The following is an 18,531-nucleotide window of genomic DNA, read 5'->3' as shown; positions in this document are numbered from 1 at the left end:
GCTACGGGAGGGTGACGTACTCGTCGAGGAAGCTCCGGGCCGTGGGGGTGTCCAGGCGGTAGTCGTAGTTGGTGCCACGGCAGGCGTCGTCGGCGCCGCTGATCGAGGTGGCGACGAGGAGGTGCGACTCGGGACCGCCGAGGAAGTTCGGGCCGCCGGAGTCACCGAAGCACGTGCTGCCGTCGCCTTCGGCCTTCAGCGACAGGTCGAGCCACCGGCGCGAGAGGTTCTTGAAGGAGATGGTGGCCTGGTTGCGGGTGTCCGGGTAGTGGAACCGCGGGGCGTCCTTCTTCTTCCTGGTGGGGTTCAGCGAGCCGTAGCCGACGGGGGTGAAGGCCGACTTCTGCAGCTTGCCCTCGGCTTCGAGCTCGTCGAGCATCCCCTCGCGGGGGAGCTGGGCGGGCTTGATGCCCGGGATGGGCTTGTCGAAGAGGACCACGGCCATGTCGTGCAGGGCTGATTCGTCCTTGAAGCGGGGATCCGGCACGTAACGCCCGGTGTAGTACGCGGTCCCGGGCTGGTAGCGGTCGGCGAAGGTGACCCTGGCGGTCTCCTGCCCGCGCTCCCCGCAGTGGGCGGCGGTGAGGAAGACGGTGGGCGCGATGAGCGTACCGGTGCAGTAGGCCCATGAGCCGTCGGGGTGCGCCTTCTTCGCGATGAGAGCGCCGACTTCGGGGTGTGCGTTTCCGTCGGCGACGCCGTTGGTGATGGCTGCTGCCGGCGCTGAGGGGCTCATCATCAGGGCAGCAAAAATCATGATAAAAAGGACGAAACGCATTAAATGAGTATAAACACCCCTGTCCTCTCCATGAAGATGAGGGGAAAAGATCTACTCATGCCGTTTCCGGCCCGGATCCGGAGCGGATCCAGGCCGGGAACACCCTTCAGAGCGCGTTGGTGTTCTGGGCGGCGCGGTAGACGGCCATCGCCTCGTTGCCGAAGAACGGGCCGAACATGAAGTCCGGGGCGAAGTTGTACTTGAAGCTGTTGACGGAGTTCAGCCAGCCCAGCCCCGTGGACTCGTCGAACCCCTGGAACCACGGGCCGCCGCTGGCACCCCCGGTCATGTTGCAGCGCAGCCCCAGGTCGCGCGTCTGGACGGTGTCGTTGAACGACCGCCCGCTGCAGTAGATCAGCTCGGAGCCGTCGAACGGCTCCGCGGCCGGATACCCGAACGAGAACATCTGCCGGATCCGCGGCTGGTTGAACGCCACCCCCTGCCCGCCCACGACGTCGGTCAGCGTCCGGTCCTGCAGCGGCGCGACCACGGCGGCGCCGACGTCGAAATTGATGTCCTCGCGCGCGTTCCACTGCTGGGTGGTCAGCAACCTGCTGGCCACCCAGGTGCCGAACGGCCGCTGCCCCTCATCGAAGGCCGGGACGAACGCCCAGTTGCGGTGGAACTGGCCGTTCAGCTTCACGCAGTGCCCCGCGGTCATCACCACGCTCTCGTTCGCGCTGGTCACGGCCGTGCCGGAGCAGGAGGAGTTCTGGCCGTCGGCGGTGGTGAAGAAGACCCGGCCGGTGGTGCGCACCACCGCGCCCGCGTCGGTCCACCGCAGGCCGGGGCTGTTGGGCACCGCGGCCTGCCGCCTGACGGCCGAGGTGGCGCCCGTGTCACGGGACGGGGTGGTGGAGGAGCCGCGCGTGGTCCACGAACCGCGGTTGTCGCGGGTGGCCGAGGTGCCGCGGGCCGACCAGGGGTTGCCCCGGGAGGGCTGCTCCGACCGGGCGGTGCGCCGCGGCGCGGGCGACGACAGCGGCTGTGCCGCGAGCATGCGCTGCCGGGTCCAGTACTGCGAGACGGTCCTGCGTTCCGACCACGAGTCCGTGGCCGACCACCTGACGGGCCCGTCGCGGTCAGGGCCGCTCAGGGCGCCGGCCTGCGCGGCTCCCGCGGGCGCCAGGACGCCGGTCACGACCGCGGCGGCGGAGAGCAGGGCGACTCTGCGGTGCATTACGTACCTCCCGAAAACCGGAATCTGCCGATTGGAGGTACGCATGGCGACATCCATGTCGCTCAAGGCATGCGCAGATTGATATGGCGGCGCTACAGCACGGAACGGCCACGAGACCGTGCGTCACCGCTCGCGGTGCGCCGCCTCCTGGAGTGAGCGCCGGTGCTCGGCGAGCAGCCGCCCGTTGTGCCGGATCTGGACCGCCTCGTACGGGCAGAGCTGCCGCGTCACGTACGTCCTGGCGATCGCGTCCGCGTCGGCCCGGCCGACCCCCCAGCCGACCGTGTTCCATTGCGCCTGGCCGTCGTCTCCCGTGGTGTCCAGGACGACGATCTCGAAGAGCTGGCCGGTGGGCGGAGGCGTGCAGGCGGTATGCCCGCGATATTCCTCGCGTGGCCGGTGCGGGACAGTCACGCCACTCCTTTCCGCCGGGACGAAGCCGGCAGCGATCTCAGGGCTGGGCGAACACGGGCATGCCCTGGCCCCTCGCGCGTAAACATGGCAAGAGATCTGGCTGGTAACGGTAACGGGCGATTCGCGGCGAACGCCCCGGGTAGGAGCGCGGCGGCTGACCAGCATCGCCCCGGCAGGGGCGGCGCGAAGGACCGTTCCCCCCTGGCAGGACGAGGGAGAACGATGTGACCAGCTTCACGCCCGGCGACCAGCCGCCGGCCCCATAGCCGACCATGAGCCTGTCGGACTGGGAGCGAAGGGCCCTGGCCGAGATGGAGCAGGAGCTCCGCCGGGAGGACCCTCCATTCGCGCACCGCATCGACGCGCTCAACGCGTCGCCGTGCCGCCTGAGCCCGCAGCGGTTCGCCTGCCAGGTGTCCGCGTGCGAGGTCGTGTGCGTGTTCCTCACCGTGGTCGTGCTCGTCGGGCTGTGCGTGCTGGTTATCCTCACTGCGGGCCCTCGCCAGGCCCCGCCGCCGTCCCGGATCGGCGGTCCCGGCATGGCCACCGGCCAGCCGGCCGCACCGCCGGGCGCCCGCGCGGGAACGCCGCAGCCCGCCGCCCCGCCCTGACCGCGAGCGGGTGCGCGCCCCGGCCCGGCGGGCGCCAGGCCGGGCGTGGCCGCGCAGGCCGGGTGGAGCGTCCGGCGGGCGCATGCGGGTGGAGCGTCAGGCGGGCTGGTAGTCGCGCATGTAGCGGGCCACCTTGGTGGTGTAGTCGCGCCACTTCGGCGGCACGCCGTTCGCCTGCTTCAGCGGGGCGACGCCGCTGCGGTAGAGGGCGGCGAGCTTCAGCGCGGGATCGCCGGGGATCTTCGTGACCTGAGGGCCGAGCCGGCACATGAACCGCCCCATGGAGACGATCGACAGCTCAGGGCTGAACGGCGGCGACGGCTCGGGACGCTGGAGGCCTCCAGGCTGCCAGTGCCACAACACCGCGGGGGTCCACCGGGCGATGCCGTACTCGTCGTTGGCCTTGTCGGACAGGTCGGGGTCGAAACCGGACTCCGCCTTGAGCATCGCGGCGATCAGCGCCGGGCTCAGGCCGGGCAACTCGCAGTAGGTGCCGGCCTGCACGATCAGCCCGCGGTATTCGTCGGGGATGTCCGAGCCGGTGCGCAGGTGGCCGCCGGTGGACGACACGGTGGACGACACGGCCGGCGAGCCGGCCGTCGTGCTCGGCTCGGGTGGCGGATCGACGGGCGGCGACGCGGTCAGCGCCACGGCCGTCACGGTCGCGGCGGCCACGACGACTCCGGTGCCGGCGACGATCGCCGTACGCCGCCCCGGCCGCCGCGGGCCCTCGTGCGCCTTCTCCTCGGGCGGTTCGCCGTCGTCAGCCGGAGCGGGCACGGGGAGGGGCTCGGGAACGGTGGACGACCTCAGGGCCGCGCCGAACGCGGCGGCGTCGGGCCAGCGGACCTCCCGGTCGGGATCCAGGGCCCGCATCACCGCGACGTCGACCACCTCCGACACCTCGGAGTTCAGCGCGCCGGGCGGCACCCGGTGCTCCGGCTTGGCGGGCACCTTCCCGGTGAGCATGTGGTACGCCAGCGCGCCCAGCCCGTGCACGTCGGCGCGCGCGTCCGGAGCCCCGTCGAAGTAGAGCTGCTCGGGGGCCTGGTAGCCGGGCGATCCCGCGGGCAGTGTCAGCCCGCTCAGATGGTCGGTCGACCGCGCGATGCCGAGATCGGCCACCATCACCCGCTCGCCGCCCTCGGGACGGGAGCAGAACAGCACGTTCGACGGCTTCAGATCGCGGTGGACGACCCCGATGCTGTGGAGCACGGCCACGCCCTGGCAGATGTCCCGCATCACGCCGAGCGCCTCGTCGACGGGGAGCGGGCGGCTGGCCAGGCGCTCCGCCAGGGTGCCGCGGTCGGCGTACGTCATCACGAAGTAGGGCCGGCCGTCGTCGAGTTCGCCGATGTCGAAGACCTGCACCAGCAGGTGGGAGTCGGCCCTGCGCAGCAGGCGCGCCTCCTGCAGGAAGCGCTCGCGCACGTCGGTCTTGCGGGCCCAGTTGTCCGCCAGGATCTTGACCGCCACGGGCGAGCGCAACTCGTCGTCGTGCGCCAGATGCACGGAGGCGAAACCCCCGACGCCGATGAGCTGCTCGATCCGGTAGCGACCTGCGTGGGATGGCGCCGTCATTCGGCTCATCATGGCCGATGGGCACGGGGTTCGTCCACGTCACCTCGCAGCTGACAGGTTTACCCGATCTGAGGTGGCGTCCAGGATCGGGTTGCAACACCGAAACGGGGAGGAATGCACCATGATTGTTCGACAGGCCGCGATCGCGGGGGTCTTCACCCTGGGCCTCCTGGCCGCCGTCGCACCCGCCGCGCAGGCCGCTGGGGACGGCAGCCCGTGCGGCAAGGCGTACAAGCACGGCACCTACAAGGTCCAGAACTGCCCTGACTGGTCGCCGAGCGGGAGCATCCCGGTCTACAAGTCGGCGAAGAAGGGTACGGTCGTCGGGTACATCAATCCGGCGGGCAACGACTGGTATCTGTGCGAGAAGGTCGGCGCCCGCTACGAGCTCGGCCGCTACCACAACTACTGGTGGGCGGCCACCATGGCCGACAACAACCGGTGGGGCTACGTGAACGAGGTCTATTTCCGCGGGGGCGGAAACGACGAGCCCGACGCGGGCCTGCGCACCTGCCGCGGCCCCGGCGGCAAGCCGTTGCCTGAGTGACGTGACCTCGACACCCCCATCCGATCCCGAGTAAGGTCCCCCCGATGCACAGCACGATCCTGATCCAGATGGCGGCCACGCCGACCGACGACCGGCCGTACTCTCTGGAGCTCGGGCCGGGCGAGCAGGCGTTCTTCGGGCGCGGCACCCCGGGCTCGCCGGTGGACATCGTGCTGGACGACCCCGCGGTCTCCCGCCGCGCCGGCAAGATCGTCGCGGTGGGAGACTACTGGCTGCTGTCCAACCTCAGCACGTCGAAGACGTACGTCGTGGAGAACCCCGAGGGTGGCGGGGAGTTCGTGAAGGTGCAGCCGGGACGCGTGGGGGCGCCGATCTCGTTCGAGTTCTCCCGGGTGAGCCTGCCCGCGGTCGACGGCACGGTGTCGTTCCTGGTCTTCGCGCCGCAGCACGTGCACGTGCCGCCGGGAGGCGCCGACGGCGGCGCGGCCACGCAGGTGGCCTACCCCCTCGACCAGAACGCCAAATACTTCCGCATCCTCGTGGCGTTGTGCGAGCCGCGCCTGCGCGACCCGTCGACCTCGCGCATCCCGACCATCCCCGAGATCGCCGAACGGCTCCCCGACCTGGGTCTGAGCCGCACCGCCATCGGCTTTCACATCGGCTATCTGGCGGAGAAGAAACTGCACGTCAAGAGCCCGCAGGGCGGCGACGGGAAGGCCGACTGGCAGCGCCACGCGCTGGTCTCGCTGGCCCTGAGGTTCGACCTGGTGACCAGCGAGCATCTCGCCCTGCTTCCTGTGCCCCGCCGCTGAACGAAGGGCGGCTGATGGGGGATCATCGGATCCATGGAGATCTGGATCAATCCCGCCTGTTCCAAGTGCCGCTCGGCGCTGTCGATCCTGGATGCCGAGGCCGCCTCGTACACCGTGCGCCGCTATCTCGACGATCCTCCGACGGAGAGCGAGATCCGCGAGGTGCTGGCCAGGCTCGGCCTCGAACCGTGGGACATCACCCGCACGGGCGAGCCCGTCGCCGACCGGCTCGGCATGGCCTCGTGGCCGCGCGAGCCCGGCGACCGTGACCGCTGGATCGGCGCGCTGGCCGCGAACCCCGTCCTGATCCAGCGCCCGATCATCACGGCCGACGACGGGAGCGCCGTGATCGGGCGTACCGAAGAGGCCGTGAGGTCCGTGACACGGCGAAGCGACGAAGCCTGACGGCGCTCCGCCGGGAGCGGGCTTCCTGTGAGCTTGCTGGCAGGAACGACCTGGGGCGATGCGGTGGAAAAGTATCCTGACTGATGGGTTTCGCCAGGAAGGTGGCGTAATGTAATGCGCCGTCCGCCACCCCGAGCCGACTGTCAGAGGAGCACCACGCGCATGTCCGACAATCGTCCCGGCCTCCCGCACCCCCCGGAAGATCTGGTGCCGGACGGTGGTGTGCGGCGCGTGCGCGGCAACGACTACCGCGTTCTGCAGCCGCAGGAGCAGTTCACCCCCGAGCTGCGGGTCAGCGTGATCATCCCGGCCTACGGCGCCCAGGACAAGCTCGACCTGGTGTTACAGGGCCTGTCGCGGCAGACGTACCCGGCCGCGCTGACGGAGATCATCGTCGTCGACAACGGCACCTCGCCCCCGCTGCGCCTTCCCGGGGGCACGGCGGCCCGCCTGACCGTCTGCGACAAGCCGGGCCGGGCCTGCGCCCGTAACGCGGGGCTCGCCGAGGCCACCGGCGACGTGATCTTCTGGCTCGACTCCGACGTGGTGCTGACGCCGGGCGCGATCGAGGCTCACATGCGCTGGCACCACACCGCTCCCTACCTCTCGGTGACCAGCTACATCAGGTTCACCGAGGCCCCGCTGCCCGAGGTGCTGCCCGACGACCTGGAGGCGGCGTTCGAGCCGGCCGCGCCGCACGCCTGGCTCGTCGGCCTGGTGGAGCGCACCGACGGGCTGACCACCAACTCGCCGCGCCCGTTCAGCCTCCACGTCGGCGGTGCCACCTCGGTCAACGCCGGCCTCGTCCAGGCGGCCGGGCCCATGGACGACGACCTGATCGTCGGCCAGGACACCGAGATGGGCTTCCGCCTCCACCAGGCGGGAGCGGTGTTCGTCCCCGAGCCGCGGGCCCGCGCCTACCACCTCGGGCCGACCATGCGGATGCGGCAGCAGAAGAGCATCGACCGGGTCAGCCACGCGTTCGTCGCCGACCGCATCCCGGCCTACCAGTGGCTGCGCACGCACCCCGCGCGGGAGTGGCAGGTGCCCTACGTGACCGCCGTCGTCGACGGCACGGCCGGGTACGAAGCCGTCCGCGCCAGCGTGGACGCGCTGCTCGCGTCGACCGTCGTGGACCTGTCCGTCGTCGTGGTCGGCCCGTGGGACACGCTCGACCGTGACCGCCGCGCCCCGCTCAACGACCCCAACCTCGACCTGGTGCTGGTCCACGGCCACTACGAGCACGAGAGCCGGGTGCGCCTGGCGACCGCGGAAGAGGTCGACCCGCGCGTCCCGTTCGTGCTGCGCCTGCCGGCGGGCTGGGCGCCCGGCGAGGACAGCGTGGCCGTGCTGCTCGACCTGGCCCGCGTCGAGGGGCTCGGCCTGATCGAGGCGGTGCTCGACGATCCGGCCGGCGACGCGGTGCCGGCCAGGCTGGAGCGCGTTTCCGCGTTCGCCCGCGCCCGGCTCGTCGCCCGGGAGGGAGAGCCGCTCGACGCCGCCGTGCGGGCCGTGTCGGGCGTACGGCGGGTCGAGGGCGACAAGCACGGCTTCACCCGCGAGCCCGGCGAGCTGCCCGGGCGGCGCAGCGCGTACAAGGCCAGGATCCAGGCCAAGGCAGAGGCGGCTCGGCTGGCCAGGGAGTCGGAGCGGCTGCGCGCGCAGGTCACCAAGTGGCGGGACGAGGCCGCGCGCTGGCGCAGGAGCACCGTGGAGTTGCGCCGCGAGGTCGGCACGCTGCGCCGCGAGCTCCACGCGGCCCAGAAGGCCCAGCGCGACATGCGCACCACCCTGGCCGGCACCGTGAAACGGGCCCTGGGCAAGCGGCTGCGCGGCTGACCAGGCGGGGCCCCGGCTCCGGCTCAGGACCCGCAGGGGAGGCTGACTCTGAGGGTGGTCGGTCCGCCCTGAGGGCTGTCGAACGCGAACGTCCCGTCGTGCGCCTCCGTACGGCGCCGGATGCCGCTGATCCCCGACCCGCCGTTCTCGTCGGCCCCGCCCTTCCCGTCGTCGACGACCTCGACGTGCAGCAGGTCATCGTGGCGGCGCACCCGGATGTGCGCCCGCCGGGCCCCGCTGTGCTTGGCGACGTTGGTGAGTGCCTCGGCCACCACGAAGTAGGCTGTGGCCTCGACGGACATGGCGCACCTGACGGGAATGTCGGCATCGATCGTGCACGGCAGCGGGAAGGTCGTGGCCAGGCCGTCGAGCGCGTCGGCCAGCGACCGTTCGGCCAGCAGCGGCGGCAGGATGCTCCGCACGACCCCGCGCAGCTCGGTGAGCGCCTGCTCGGCGGCGCCCTGGGCCTGGTCGAGGATGTCCTCGGCGGCGGCCGGGTTGCGCGCCACGGCGCGGCGGGCCGCGCCGACCAGCACGTTGACGGCGACGAGCCGGTTCTGCGTGCCGTCGTGCAGCGACCGTTCGATCCGCCGCAGCTCTGTGGCGTGCGCGTCCAGCGCGGCGGCACGGGTCGCGGTCAGCTGCGCCACGCGCACGCCGAGGTCGGCGTCGGGATCGGGGGCGAGGAGCCGGCGTCCCGGCCAGGCCTGCAGCCACGCCATGGCCGGCGAGAAGATCATGGTGAGCGCGATCCACACCGGAGCCACCAGGACGATGGACAGGGCGCTGGGCACGTCGTCCACGGTCCAGAGCCCCAGGCCGCCGTCGGAGGCCTCGCCCGGCGGCAGCAGCCACCACCACGCCCAGAACGTGGCGTCCTGCAGGGCTTTGATGGGCAGGGTGAGGCCGACCGAGCCGAGGAACAGCCCGAGCGAGGCGTGGGTGACCACCCAGGCGAGTTCCCTGCGCACGGTACGGTCGGCCAGCGCGGCGCGCAGGCCGTCGGGTAACGGCTCGGGGGTGATGAGCTCCTGGCCCCAGTCGGCGAGCCGGGAGCGCTCCCGATTCGCGACCGCGCGCAGCCCGTGCAGCGCGGCGGGCACCAGCAGCAACCCCACGCCGATCACGGACGTGAGCGCGGCGGCGACCAGCATCATGAGCGTCAACAGCGCCAGGACCCCCGTGCCGAGCCCGCCGATGAGGCGTTCGAGCGCGTCCAGGGTGGCCCGGCCACGGGCGAACACGCCCCGTCGAGCGGCAGGCCTCCTGCGGTTCCCGGCATCGCGGGTCGGCATCCGCATCTCCTCAACCAGACGACAGGCCCAGGCCGCGGGAGATCACTGCCAGGGACCACAGCAGGCTACACCTGTGCTTATCGCCTTGTTGGGGGCTAAGTCAGGGCATGCCGGGCGTTGTCAGTCGAGGAACGCTGCCACGGCGCTCACGAAGTGGCCGGCGTCGTCGAGCCACGGGAAGTGGCCGGCGCCGGGCTGGACGGTGAGCGTGGCGTTCTTGAACAGGCCGGCGTACTCGGTCATGGCGGGGAGCGGGGCGGCGACGTCCACCTCCCCGGCGAGCAGCAGGACCGGGCCCTCGAATGCGGCGAGCGCCGCGCGGGTGGCGGCGGGGTCGAAGGCCCCCTCGGCGCCGAACGCGGCCGCCGCCTCGTCGTTGCGCCGCTCCTCGTCGGCCGCGTGGTGAGCCTGGGCCGCCGCGTCCCACCGGCCGTAGGTGAACGGCGTGATGGCCTCCCAGTCGTCGGCCGTGGCCGTGCCCGCCGTGGCCGCCTCCAGGCCGGCGTACGCCCGCGCGAACCAGGGCTCGCCCGCCCGCAGTCGCGCGGTGTCGTGCCGCCACTCGCCGGCGATCTCGATGCCGACCGCCCGCGTGCTCGGCGTGATCAGCACGAGCCTGCCGGTGTGCTCGGGATGCCGGGCCGCGTACCGCACCGCGAGGTTCGCGCCCGCGGAGTGGCCGAGCAGGTCGATCCGGTCGAGCCCGAGGTGCAGACGGAGGGCCTCGACGTCGTCGACGAGGCGGTCGCAGCGGTAGGCGGAGGTGTCCGCGGGCGTCTCGGACCCGCCGGCGCCCCGGGGATCCAGCATGACCAGGCGCTTGCGCCCGGACAGGCCGCCGAGCTCGCCGAGGCAGGCCGAGGGCAACATCGGGCCGCCCGGCAGGCAGATCAGCGGCGACCCGTCACCGTACACGTGGTAGGCGAGCACGGCGCCGTCATGCGAGGTCAGGGAAGGCATGATCCAGATCCTGTCAGCGCCGTTCCGGCCGGGGCAACGGCTTTTCCGCCGTCCGGAGCCGCACTTCAGGAGTAAAGTGCACATGATGCGCAGTTACTAGGAAGGGGGGCCATGCCACCGGCGATCGACGACCCGCACAACGCGCGCAGCCGGCGCACCCGCGACGCCCTGCTCGCGGCCACCAGGGAGATCCTGGAGAGCGATGGTTTCGACGCCCTGACCATGGCTGAGGTCGCCGAGCGCGCCGGCGTCTCCCGGCGCGCGGTCTACCTGCACTTCCGCTCGCGCACCGACCTGGTCACCGCGCTGTTCGGCTATGTGGCCGGCCAGGAAGGGCTGGCCGGGTCGCTGGCCGAGGTCTGGGAGGCCGCCGACGCGACCGAGGCGCTGCGGGCGTGGGTGCGCCACCTGGTCCGCTATCACCCGCGGCTGGCCGCCATGAACCACGCGCTGGACCGTGTCGATCCCCAGGACCCCGACGCCGCCCGGCACAGGAGGACGGTCGCGACCGCCCAGATGGACAACTGCCGCCGCATCGCGGCCCGGCTCGCCGACGAGGGCCGGCTCGCGTCTCCCTGGACCGCCGACACGGCCGCCGACATGCTCTGGAGCCTGATCTCGACCGACCTGTTCAACCGCATCATGGTCGATCGCGGCTGGCCGGAGGAGCGGGTCCTGGAGCATCTGCTCGCGGTCTACGAGTCGGCGTTCGTCCGCTGAGCCGCACCTGGCCTGCGGCCGGGAATCCCTCGTTCTAGGACGTCTTCTCTGGTTTCTCTTGCACACAACTTCCCATGCTGTGTAGTTTCTGAACTGCACAGCATGAGAAGTTCGGGGGATCGGGCGAATGGACGGGGAGACCTCGCGGGACCGGTGGTGGCTCGTGGCCGCGAGCGGGATCGCCGTGTTCATGACCCAGCTCGACGCCACGGTCGTCACCGTCGCCATCCCCACCATCCAGGAGCGGATGGACATCGGGCCCAGCCTCGCCCAGTGGGTGGTGCTGGCGTACACGCTGCCCCTCATCGCCCTGACCGTGCCGAGCGGGCGCTGGCTGGACGGCGTCGGGCCGCGTACCGCCCTGGTGCTGTCCGTCTCCGGCTTCGGCGCCGCGAGTGCCCTGGTCGGGCTCGCTCCGGGCATCGCGTGGCTGATCGCCGCACGGGCCGTGCAGGGCGCGTTCGGCGCCGTGCTGCTCGCGCTGATCTCCCTCCTGGCCACGATCGCGGTACGCGAGCAGGCCCGAGGCAGGGCGATGTCCCTGGTGCTGCTCCTGGGCGCGCTGGGCGGGATGAGCGGCCCGGTGCTCGGCGGCCTGCTGATCGAGACCCTGGGCTGGCCCTGGATCTTCTACCTCAACGTGCCCGCGAGCGTTCTCGTGATCGCGATCGGGATGACGCAGCTGCCCCCGGGCGGCCGGCCACGCCTGCCCGACCGGCTCTGGGCCGTCGAGGCAGGGCTGCTCGGCGCCGCCGCCGTGGCGCTGCTGCTCGCCCTCTCGCTCGCCGGCGGATCGGGCGCCGGCTGGGTCGCGCTCGCGGCGGTCGCGGTGCCGTTCGTGCTGGTGTGGCTCCGCTTGCCGGGCAGCCGCCCGGTCGTGGACCTGCTGCGCTCACCCGGGGTGGCCGCCCCGCACCTGGCGCTGCTCGCCGAGATGGCGGCCGTGATGGCCGTGCAGTTCCTGATCCCGTTCCACCTGCAACGGGTCGCGGCGGTCCCGCCGGCCCAGATCGGGCTGACGATGCTGGCCTTCCCCGTGGCGATGTTGCTCACCGGGCCGGTCGGCGGCGCGCTCGCCGACCGCTGGAAACCCGTGCGGGTGGCCCGGCTCGGGACGGTGGTCGTGACCGCCGGGCTCGCGCTGCTCATCCCGCTCGGCTCCGACTGGGGACCGGCCGACCTGGCCTGGCGGCTGGCCGTCGCGGGCGCGGGCGCCGGCCTGTTCGCCGGCCCCGACCAGGCCATGGCCATGGCCGGCACGCCCCGGCACCTGCTCGGCACCACCGCCGCCACGACGAGCCTGGCCCGCCAGCTGGGCGTGGCTCTCGGCCCGGCACTGGCCACCGGCGTCTGGGCCTTCTCCGGCTACGACCCGCAGGGAATGCGCCTGGCCCTCGCGCTCGCCACGGCGCTGGCCTGCGCCAGCGTGCTGGCACTGACCTGGCCGGCCCGCCGGCCGCTGATCCGCACCACACAGTGAAGGAAGACCATGTCCGAACCCGTCAAGACCGCCGTGATCTACTACAGCTCCACCGGCAACGTGCACAAGCTCGCCACCGCTCTCGCCGAGGGAGCGGAGAAGGCCGGCTCCGACGTACGCCTGCGCAAGGTGACCGAGCTGGCCCCGCCCCAGGCCATCGCGAGCAACCCGCAGTGGGCCCAGCACGTCGAGAGCACCCGCGACGTCGCCGAGGCCGGCGTGGACGACCTGCTCTGGGCCGACGTGGTGCTGCTCGGCACGCCCACCAGGTACGGGGCGATGGCCAGCCAGCTCAAGCAGTTCATCGACACGACCGGCCCTGCCTGGCAGAAGGGGCTGCTGGCCGACAAGGTCTACGGCGCCTTCGGCTCGGCCGGCACCCGGCACGGCGGCCACGAAAGCACCCTGCTCTCGCTGTACACGATCTTCTACCACTGGGGCGGCATCATCGTCCCGCCCGGATACACCCACTCCATCCAGTTCCAGGTCGGCACGCCGTACGGCACGACCCACGTCGGCGGTGACGGCGAGCCCGGCGAGCCCGCCCTGGAGAGCGGCCGCTACCAGGCGCGGCGCGCGGTCGAAACGGCGGCGAAGCTCAAGGCGGGCCGCAGTTGACCCCTGACCGCCGGATCGCCGGGTGGTCCGGCGTTCTGGCCGGCGCCGGTCTGGCGGTGGAGGCCGCTCTGTGGACGGCCAGCGGCTGGAGCCCCGCGACGTTCGCAGATCCGGCCGCTGCCCTGGAGTTCCTGCGCGCGGAAGGCGGAGTGCTGCGCCTGGCGATGCTCTCGGGGTTCGTCAACCTGGTGTTCCTCGTGGTGTTCGTGGCGGGACTGGCCGCCCGGCTCAAGGACGGCACGCCCACACTCGCGTCGGCGACACTCTGGTTCGGCATGATCGGCATCATCACCCACGTGCTCGTGCCCCTGAACCATTGGTACGGCGTGCCCGCCTTCCTCGCCGCCGCCACGCGGGAGCCTGAGGCGGCGCAGACCGCCTGGACGGCCTATGCCGTCGTCGGCCATGACGCGCCGAGCGGAGCGGGCAGCCTGTTCCTCGGGCTTTCGATGGTCACGGCGGGCTGGGCCGCGATCGCCGGGCGGGCGCTGCCGGCGTCACTGGGTTGGCTCGGCCTGGTCACGGGCTGCGCCACCGTGCTGACCGTCTTCGCGCCGGACACCGTTCTGTCCGGAGTGGCGGGGGCCGTGGCCATGCCCTCGCTGCTGCTCGCCGTCGTCTTCCGCGTGTGGGGTGGGATCGCCCTGATCAGGACGCCGGCACTCTGAGGCCCACGCGTGACGGGGACGGGCGGCCGCAGGCGCCCGTCCGTCGCCCTTGTGCGTCACTTGCGGCGCCTGCCGTACATGCCGACCGACAGCGAGACGCCGAGCGCGGCCAGGGCGACCTGGATGCCCAGCTCGATCCAGTCGACGCCGCCGGTGTCGGCGACCCCCAGAGCCGCCGCGATGGCCGTGCCGATCAGCGCGGCGACCACGCCGATCACGATGGTCAGCCATATGGGGATGCGCTGTCGCCCCGGAATGACCAGGCGCCCCAGTGCGCCGATCACGATGCCGATGATGAGCCCGGAAATGATGCCGGTGATCTCCACGCTGAACTCCCGAAACTCGGTGGGTCCGCCTGTCTCTTCAACGATCGCGCGGTGACGGTGGTTCCTCCAGCCGCCGGCCGGACACAGGGCCCTTCCGCTCCGGATCCCCGCACCGGTCAGCGGATCGTGTAACCGCCGTCCACGAGGATGTCCGCGCCGTTGATCATGTCGGCGCCGTCCGAGGCGAGGAACAGCGCCGTGGCGGCGATCTCCTCGGGACGGGCGAAGCGGCCTGCGGGGATCTGCGCCTTCAACGCGTCGCCTTTGGGCCCCTCCCACGCTTTGCGGCCCAGGTCGGTGAGCACCACGGTGGGGGAGATGGTGTTGACCGTCACCCCGCGCCCCGCCCACTCGGAGGCGAGCACCTTCGACAGGCCGACCACGCCGAACTTGGAGGCGCAGTACGCGGCGTGCTGGTCCAGCGCCACGGTGGCGGCCTGTGACGCCATGTTGATGATCTTGCCGCTGCCGGCGGCCAGCATGTGCCTGCCGACGTCCCGGCACATCAGGAACGTGCCCTTGAGGTTGATGTCGATCGTCCGGTCGAACGCGTTGACGTCGAGCTCCTCGGCCGGGGCCAGGATCGCGACACCGGCGCTGTTCACCAGGATGTCGATGCGGCCGAAGGCGTCCACGACGGCGCCGGTCGCCGACCTGACCGCGTCGGGATCGGCTACGTCGCACGCGAACCCGGCGTGGCCCGCTCCGAGCTCCTTCGCCTTCGACCCAGCGGCCTCGTGGTCGATGTCGACCACGGCGACCCTGGCTCCCTTGGCCGCGTACGTGGCGGCGATGGCGGCGCCGATGCCCGACGCGCCGCCGGTCACCAGCGCCACCTTGCCCTGCAGCCCGAACGTGAGATCGAGGTCCTTCTCCGCTGCCGTCATGAGCACTGCTCCTCGCTGTTGGTCTGTACGGCCTGCTTGTCCTGTTCGTCGCCGGTGACGAGGGACGAGTGCACCAGTTCCTCGCCCAAGCGCAACGTCTCGGCCTGGTCGGCCAGGTCGTGTCCCGACTCGTAGTCGAGGAGGGTCCTGACCTTGGCCGCCGAGCTGGAGCTGGCGTCGAAGCGGTAGCCGAGCCACTCGCTCGCCAGGCGGCGGGCCAGTTCCAGGCCGACGACCCGCTGCCCGAAGCAGAGGATCTGGGCGTTGTTGCTCAGCACGGACCGTTCGACCGAGAAGCTGTCGTGCGCCGTCACCGCGCGGATGCCGGGCACCTTGTTGGCGCTGATCGCGACGCCCAGCCCGGTGCCGCACACCAGCAGCGCGCGGTCGGCCTCGCCGGCGGCGACCATGCGGGCCGCCATGACGGCGATGTGCGGATACGGTGTCGTGTCGTCGGCCCCGACCCCGATGTCGACGACCTCGGCCACTCTGGCGTCGCCCTCCAGGTCGGCCTTCAGGACGTTCTTGTACTCCAGGCCGGCATCGTCGGAACCGACGATGATCCGCCATTGGTGAGGCATGGCCCCCCATCCCTTCCTCTTCGTACGGCTCAGCGGGCGCGCTCCAGCACGTCCGCGACGGCGAGGGCGCACAGGGCGAGCGACGTCGCGCCCGCGTCCGGGGTCCCCACGCTGCGTTCGGCGAGGGGACGCGCCCGGCCCACCCGGGGACGCAGGCCGGCGGTCGCCTCGGCCGCGGACTTGCACACCCGCGCGGATTCCCGCCAAGCGGCGGGCAGCTCCGACCCGGATCCGACGCGGTCGGCCAGCGCCTCGCAGAACGGGACGAACGCATCGACCATCGTCTTGTCACCGGGCTGCGCCTTCCCGAGGTCGAGCAGCGCCTTCAGCCCTGCCGCGACGGCGTCCGCGACATCGCGGCCGGTGATCTTCTCCCGGTCGTCGCCCAGTTCCCGCCCGACAGCGCACAGCACGGCGCCCCAGAGCACGCCCGACGTGCCGCCGGCTTTCGCGGCCCACGCCTCGCCCGCCGCGAGCAGGACCGACTGCACCCCAGCGCCCGCTCCTGCGGCCTCCCGGCCGGCGGCGAGCGCGGCGGACGAGCCCTTGACCATCCCGCGCCCGTGATCTCCATCGCCGGCCACGGCGTCGATGCGCCCCAGCTCGGCCTCGGCCGCTGCCATGGCGGCGGCCATCGCCTCCAGTGCGGAGACGGCGACCTGGGCACTGGCGCGGGAGGCGGGCGAGCCGGGCGGAGGCGCGGGCACGGACGGCTCCGCCGGGTCGTCCGGGCGCCCGTGGCGGCGGTCACCCGACCCGGCATCACCGGGCGCCGCCGTGCGGCGGGTCGTCGTACGCGCCTCCACCAGGCCCCTGCGGAAGGCCGGGGTGTCGGCGGGCGCGCACCACAGCCGTTCCAGCTCGTCGTCGAGGAATACCAGGGTCAGGGAACAGCCGGCCATGTCCAGGCTGGTGACGAGCTCGCCCACCTCCGGCGCGACGACCTCGAGCCCCTGTTCGGAGAGCAGCCGGGCCACGGTACGCCAGACGACGAAGAGCTCCTCGTATTTCGTGGTGCCGAGGCCGTTCAATATCGCGGTCACCCGATTGCCGGAATCGGCGGGCTTCTCCGCGAGCACGCCGGACACCAGCCGCCTGGCCAGCTCCGCGGCGGGCGGCAGCACGTCCTCTCCCACGCCGGGCTCGCCGTGGATGCCGAGACCCACGCCCATACGTGCGGGAGGGACGGTGAACAGGGGCGCGGTCCCGCCGGGCAGAGTGCACCCGGCGAAGGCCACCCCGAGCGTGCGGGTCCTGTCGTTGGCGTGGCGGGCGACCCGTTCGACCGCGTCCAGATCGTAGCCCTCCTCGGCGGCGGCTCCCGCGACCTTGAACACGACGAAGTCCCCGGCGATCCCCCGGCGTGCGCCGAGCTCCGACTCCGGCGCGCTGGCGATGTCGTCGGTGACGAACACCACGCGGGTGTCGATGCCCTCTTGGCTCAGCCGCTGCTGGGCGAGGGTGAAGTTCATGACGTCGCCGGCGTAGTTGCCGGTGGAGAAGAGCAGGCCGGCGGTGCCGGCGGCGGCTCTGCCCACCGAGTACGCGTCCCGCGCCGACGGCGAGGTGAAGATGTTGCCGACGACGGCGCCGTCGGCGAACCCGTGCCCGACCACGCCGCAGAAGGCGGGGTAGTGCCCGGAGCCGCCGCCGACGACGACCGCGACCTTGCCCGGCGGCGTCTCGGCGGCGCGTACGACACCGCCCGGCACGCCGGTCACGGTGTCGCGGTGCACGTCCAGGAAACCGGCGAGCATGTCGTCGGTGAAGGTGCTGGGGTCGTCGTACAGACGGGTCATCGGGATTGTCCCTTCAGTCGCGACGGGCGAGCGCGCCGGCGTGTCATCGCTGGGGGTTGATCACGGACTTGACGGCGAGCGGGTCGCGTTCGGCGGCGAGCAGCGCCGCTTCCGACTCAGCGAGGGGGAAGTGGCCGGTGACGAGGCTGTCGACGTCGACCCGTCCAGAGGCGGCGAGCGCGATGGCCGTGGGCCAGGTGTTGGCGTAGCGGAACGTGCCCGTGATCTCGATCTCGCGGCTCTGGACGAAGGTGAGCGGCAGCGGCAGCCCGTCGTCGCCCATCCCGACCAGCACCGCGCGGCCCGCCCTGCCGAGGATGCGCAGTGCGTCGGTCGTGGCGCCCGGGTGGCCGGAGCATTCCAGCAGCACGGTGGGCTCGAGGCCGGCCTCGCCGAGGGGCGTGTCCTCGACGTTGACCGTGGCGGTCGCGCCCAGGTTCTGGGCGAGTTCGAGCCGGTGCGGGTTGAGGTCGGCGACCACGATCTCGGTGGCGCCGAAGGCGCGGGCGCACTGCGTCGCCACCAGCCCGATCGGTCCGGCGCCGGTGATCAGTACGCGGCTTCCCGCTCCCACGCGGCCCTTGCGGCAGGCCCAGACCCCGACCGACAGCGGCTCCAGCAGCGCGGCCGCGTCGTCCGAGATCGAGTCGGGCACCGGATGGGCGAAGGCCGCGTGTACGGTGACGAACCCGGCGAGCGAGCCGTCGATCGGCGGCGTCGCGAAGAACCGCATGCCGGGGCAGAGGTTGTAGCGGCCGGCGAGGCACTCCCGGCAGGTCAGGTCGGGCACGCCCGGCTCGACGGACACACGCTGCCCGATCCGGGAGGTCTCCACACCGGGCCCCACGGCGGTGACGAGGCCCCCGGACTCGTGGCCGAGGACCATGGGTCGCTCCACCACGAAGTCGCCGATACGGCCGTGCTGGTAGTAGTGGACGTCCGAGCCGCACACGCCCACCGCATCGACCCGTACCAGCACCTCGCCGGGTCCGGGCTCGGGGACGGGACGCTCCTCGATCGCCAGCTGCTGGATGCCACGCAGGACCGCTGCCCGCATCGTCGTCATGGA

The 18,531-nt window shown here is 72.2% G+C and carries 20 protein-coding genes; 9 read left to right on the top strand and 11 right to left on the bottom strand.

Annotation, left to right across the window (positions count from 1 at the left end; genetic code table 11):
- Position 1: 1 nt before the first annotated feature.
- The 3 genes from ABGB14_RS33400 to ABGB14_RS33390 form a co-directional block, all read right to left on the bottom strand.
- Complete coding sequence (locus tag ABGB14_RS33400; RefSeq protein WP_347647828.1) at positions 2-739, bottom strand: trypsin-like serine protease; 738 nt, start codon at positions 737-739, stop codon at positions 2-4.
- Between the two features lie 145 nt (positions 740-884).
- Positions 885-1,958, bottom strand: coding sequence for a peptidase (locus tag ABGB14_RS33395; protein WP_347647827.1), 1,074 nt, complete (start codon positions 1,956-1,958; stop codon positions 885-887).
- A gap of 123 nt (positions 1,959-2,081) precedes the next feature.
- Positions 2,082-2,372 (bottom strand): hypothetical protein, encoded by a 291-nt coding sequence (locus ABGB14_RS33390; protein ID WP_347647826.1) that lies wholly within the window; start codon positions 2,370-2,372, stop codon positions 2,082-2,084.
- A gap of 272 nt (positions 2,373-2,644) precedes the next feature.
- Between ABGB14_RS33390 and ABGB14_RS33385 the strand changes: the two genes are divergently transcribed.
- A complete protein-coding gene (locus ABGB14_RS33385) occupies positions 2,645-2,983 on the top strand; it encodes a DUF3040 domain-containing protein (RefSeq protein WP_347647825.1) in 339 nt (112 codons plus the stop codon).
- Positions 2,984-3,079: 96 nt separating this feature from the next.
- On the opposite strand, the gene ABGB14_RS33380 is transcribed toward ABGB14_RS33385, so the two are convergent.
- Complete coding sequence (locus tag ABGB14_RS33380; RefSeq protein WP_347647824.1) at positions 3,080-4,564, bottom strand: serine/threonine-protein kinase; 1,485 nt, start codon at positions 4,562-4,564, stop codon at positions 3,080-3,082.
- Between the two features lie 121 nt (positions 4,565-4,685).
- Here ABGB14_RS33380 and ABGB14_RS33375 point away from each other — a divergent pair, with 121 nt between their 5' ends.
- From ABGB14_RS33375 to ABGB14_RS33360, 4 genes are all read left to right on the top strand, one after another.
- Entirely contained in the window at positions 4,686-5,111 is a 426-nt protein-coding gene (locus tag ABGB14_RS33375) for a hypothetical protein (protein WP_347647823.1), read from the top strand.
- Positions 5,112-5,155: 44 nt separating this feature from the next.
- Positions 5,156-5,884 carry an FHA domain-containing protein gene (locus tag ABGB14_RS33370; RefSeq protein WP_347619813.1) on the top strand — a complete coding sequence of 243 codons (729 nt, stop codon included), beginning with the start codon at positions 5,156-5,158 and terminating at the stop codon, positions 5,882-5,884.
- Between the two features lie 33 nt (positions 5,885-5,917).
- Positions 5,918-6,289 carry an arsenate reductase family protein gene (locus ABGB14_RS33365; RefSeq protein ID WP_347647822.1) on the top strand — a complete coding sequence of 124 codons (372 nt, stop codon included), beginning with the start codon at positions 5,918-5,920 and terminating at the stop codon, positions 6,287-6,289.
- A gap of 162 nt (positions 6,290-6,451) precedes the next feature.
- On the top strand, positions 6,452-8,128 hold the full coding sequence (locus ABGB14_RS33360; RefSeq protein WP_347647821.1) for a glycosyltransferase: 1,677 nt from the start codon (positions 6,452-6,454) through the stop codon (positions 8,126-8,128).
- Between the two features lie 23 nt (positions 8,129-8,151).
- Here ABGB14_RS33360 and ABGB14_RS33355 read toward each other — a convergent pair whose 3' ends face one another.
- Together ABGB14_RS33355 and ABGB14_RS33350 are read right to left on the bottom strand one after the other, a co-directional pair.
- Positions 8,152-9,423, bottom strand: coding sequence for a sensor domain-containing protein (locus ABGB14_RS33355; protein WP_347647820.1), 1,272 nt, complete (start codon positions 9,421-9,423; stop codon positions 8,152-8,154).
- A 120-nt stretch (positions 9,424-9,543) separates the two neighbouring features.
- Complete coding sequence (locus ABGB14_RS33350; protein WP_347647819.1) at positions 9,544-10,383, bottom strand: alpha/beta hydrolase; 840 nt, start codon at positions 10,381-10,383, stop codon at positions 9,544-9,546.
- Between the two features lie 111 nt (positions 10,384-10,494).
- Between ABGB14_RS33350 and ABGB14_RS33345 the strand changes: the two genes are divergently transcribed.
- The 4 genes from ABGB14_RS33345 (at position 10,495) to ABGB14_RS33330 (ending at position 13,869) form a co-directional block, all read left to right on the top strand.
- Positions 10,495-11,103 (top strand): helix-turn-helix domain-containing protein, encoded by a 609-nt coding sequence (locus tag ABGB14_RS33345; protein ID WP_347647818.1) that lies wholly within the window; start codon positions 10,495-10,497, stop codon positions 11,101-11,103.
- 127 nt (positions 11,104-11,230) lie between these two features.
- Positions 11,231-12,583 carry an MFS transporter gene (locus ABGB14_RS33340; RefSeq protein ID WP_347647817.1) on the top strand — a complete coding sequence of 451 codons (1,353 nt, stop codon included), beginning with the start codon at positions 11,231-11,233 and terminating at the stop codon, positions 12,581-12,583.
- A 9-nt stretch (positions 12,584-12,592) separates the two neighbouring features.
- Complete coding sequence (gene wrbA / locus ABGB14_RS33335) at positions 12,593-13,201, top strand: NAD(P)H:quinone oxidoreductase (RefSeq protein WP_347647816.1); 609 nt, start codon at positions 12,593-12,595, stop codon at positions 13,199-13,201.
- Entirely contained in the window at positions 13,198-13,869 is a 672-nt protein-coding gene (locus ABGB14_RS33330; RefSeq protein ID WP_347647815.1) for a DUF4386 family protein, read from the top strand. The genes wrbA and ABGB14_RS33330 overlap by 4 nt, the downstream gene beginning before the upstream one ends.
- Before the next feature lie 56 nt (positions 13,870-13,925).
- On the opposite strand, the gene ABGB14_RS33325 is transcribed toward ABGB14_RS33330, so the two are convergent.
- The 5 genes from ABGB14_RS33325 to ABGB14_RS33305 form a co-directional block, all read right to left on the bottom strand.
- Entirely contained in the window at positions 13,926-14,195 is a 270-nt protein-coding gene (locus ABGB14_RS33325; protein ID WP_347647814.1) for a GlsB/YeaQ/YmgE family stress response membrane protein, read from the bottom strand.
- A gap of 116 nt (positions 14,196-14,311) precedes the next feature.
- Positions 14,312-15,082, bottom strand: a complete 771-nt coding sequence (locus ABGB14_RS33320) for a GolD/DthD family dehydrogenase (protein ID WP_347647813.1) — start codon at positions 15,080-15,082, stop codon at positions 14,312-14,314.
- A complete protein-coding gene (locus ABGB14_RS33315; protein WP_347647812.1) occupies positions 15,079-15,663 on the bottom strand; it encodes a ribose-5-phosphate isomerase in 585 nt (194 codons plus the stop codon). Before ABGB14_RS33315 ends, ABGB14_RS33320 begins: the two co-directional genes overlap by 4 nt.
- A 29-nt stretch (positions 15,664-15,692) precedes the next feature.
- On the bottom strand, positions 15,693-17,462 hold the full coding sequence (locus ABGB14_RS33310; RefSeq protein WP_347647811.1) for a dihydroxyacetone kinase family protein: 1,770 nt from the start codon (positions 17,460-17,462) through the stop codon (positions 15,693-15,695).
- Positions 17,463-17,505: 43 nt separating this feature from the next.
- Positions 17,506-18,528, bottom strand: coding sequence for an NAD(P)-dependent alcohol dehydrogenase (locus tag ABGB14_RS33305; protein WP_347647810.1), 1,023 nt, complete (start codon positions 18,526-18,528; stop codon positions 17,506-17,508).
- Positions 18,529-18,531: the final 3 nt, after the last annotated feature.

The organism is Nonomuraea sp. B10E15 (genome assembly GCF_039871615.1).
GTDB lineage: Bacteria > Actinomycetota > Actinomycetes > Streptosporangiales > Streptosporangiaceae > Nonomuraea.
The sequence above is the reverse complement of the archived record's forward strand: the minus strand, read 5'-3'. Positions and strand labels throughout refer to the sequence as shown.

Excerpts from the sequence above, each read along its gene's own strand:
- ABGB14_RS33400 (WP_347647828.1), bottom strand. The coding sequence starts at position 739 with ATGATGAGCCCCTCAGCGCCGGCAGCAGCCATCACCAACGGCGTCGCC.
- ABGB14_RS33395 (WP_347647827.1), bottom strand. The coding sequence starts at position 1,958 with ATGCACCGCAGAGTCGCCCTGCTCTCCGCCGCCGCGGTCGTGACCGGC.
- ABGB14_RS33385 (WP_347647825.1), top strand. The coding sequence starts at position 2,645 with ATGAGCCTGTCGGACTGGGAGCGAAGGGCCCTGGCCGAGATGGAGCAG.
- ABGB14_RS33380 (WP_347647824.1), bottom strand. The coding sequence starts at position 4,564 with ATGACGGCGCCATCCCACGCAGGTCGCTACCGGATCGAGCAGCTCATC.
- ABGB14_RS33375 (WP_347647823.1), top strand. The coding sequence starts at position 4,686 with ATGATTGTTCGACAGGCCGCGATCGCGGGGGTCTTCACCCTGGGCCTC.
- ABGB14_RS33370 (WP_347619813.1), top strand. The coding sequence starts at position 5,156 with ATGCACAGCACGATCCTGATCCAGATGGCGGCCACGCCGACCGACGAC.
- ABGB14_RS33365 (WP_347647822.1), top strand. The coding sequence starts at position 5,918 with ATGGAGATCTGGATCAATCCCGCCTGTTCCAAGTGCCGCTCGGCGCTG.
- ABGB14_RS33360 (WP_347647821.1), top strand. The coding sequence starts at position 6,452 with ATGTCCGACAATCGTCCCGGCCTCCCGCACCCCCCGGAAGATCTGGTG.
- ABGB14_RS33355 (WP_347647820.1), bottom strand. The coding sequence starts at position 9,423 with ATGCCGACCCGCGATGCCGGGAACCGCAGGAGGCCTGCCGCTCGACGG.
- ABGB14_RS33350 (WP_347647819.1), bottom strand. The coding sequence starts at position 10,383 with ATGCCTTCCCTGACCTCGCATGACGGCGCCGTGCTCGCCTACCACGTG.
- ABGB14_RS33345 (WP_347647818.1), top strand. The coding sequence starts at position 10,495 with ATGCCACCGGCGATCGACGACCCGCACAACGCGCGCAGCCGGCGCACC.
- ABGB14_RS33340 (WP_347647817.1), top strand. The coding sequence starts at position 11,231 with ATGGACGGGGAGACCTCGCGGGACCGGTGGTGGCTCGTGGCCGCGAGC.
- wrbA (WP_347647816.1), top strand. The coding sequence starts at position 12,593 with ATGTCCGAACCCGTCAAGACCGCCGTGATCTACTACAGCTCCACCGGC.
- ABGB14_RS33320 (WP_347647813.1), bottom strand. The coding sequence starts at position 15,082 with ATGACGGCAGCGGAGAAGGACCTCGATCTCACGTTCGGGCTGCAGGGC.
- ABGB14_RS33315 (WP_347647812.1), bottom strand. The coding sequence starts at position 15,663 with ATGCCTCACCAATGGCGGATCATCGTCGGTTCCGACGATGCCGGCCTG.
- ABGB14_RS33310 (WP_347647811.1), bottom strand. The coding sequence starts at position 17,462 with ATGACCCGTCTGTACGACGACCCCAGCACCTTCACCGACGACATGCTC.
- ABGB14_RS33305 (WP_347647810.1), bottom strand. The coding sequence starts at position 18,528 with ATGACGACGATGCGGGCAGCGGTCCTGCGTGGCATCCAGCAGCTGGCG.